The 303-nt window shown below is 54.1% G+C and carries 1 rRNA gene (only partly in view); it reads left to right on the top strand.

Annotated features, from left to right (window positions below):
- Positions 1-303, top strand: a 16S ribosomal RNA gene (locus FZF01_RS19350) (its annotated part extends 357 nt beyond the left edge of the window); the annotation flags it as partial.

Raw genomic sequence — 303 nt, 5'->3', positions numbered from 1 at the left:
CTAGAGTACTGTAGAGGGGGGTAGAATTTCAGGTGTAGCGGTGAAATGCGTAGAGATCTGAAGGAATACCGGTGGCGAAGGCGGCCCCCTGGACAGATACTGACACTCAGATGCGAAAGCGTGGGGAGCAAACAGGATTAGATACCCTGGTAGTCCACGCCGTAAACGATGTCTACTTGGAGGTTGTGGCCTTGAGCCGTGGCTTTCGGAGCTAACGCGTTAAGTAGACCGCCTGGGGAGTACGGTCGCAAGATTAAAACTCAAATGAATTGACGGGGGCCCGCACAAGCGGTGGAGCATGTG

It is taken from the genome of Halopseudomonas salina (assembly GCF_008641105.1).
The sequence above is the reverse complement of the archived record's forward strand: the minus strand, read 5'-3'. Positions and strand labels throughout refer to the sequence as shown.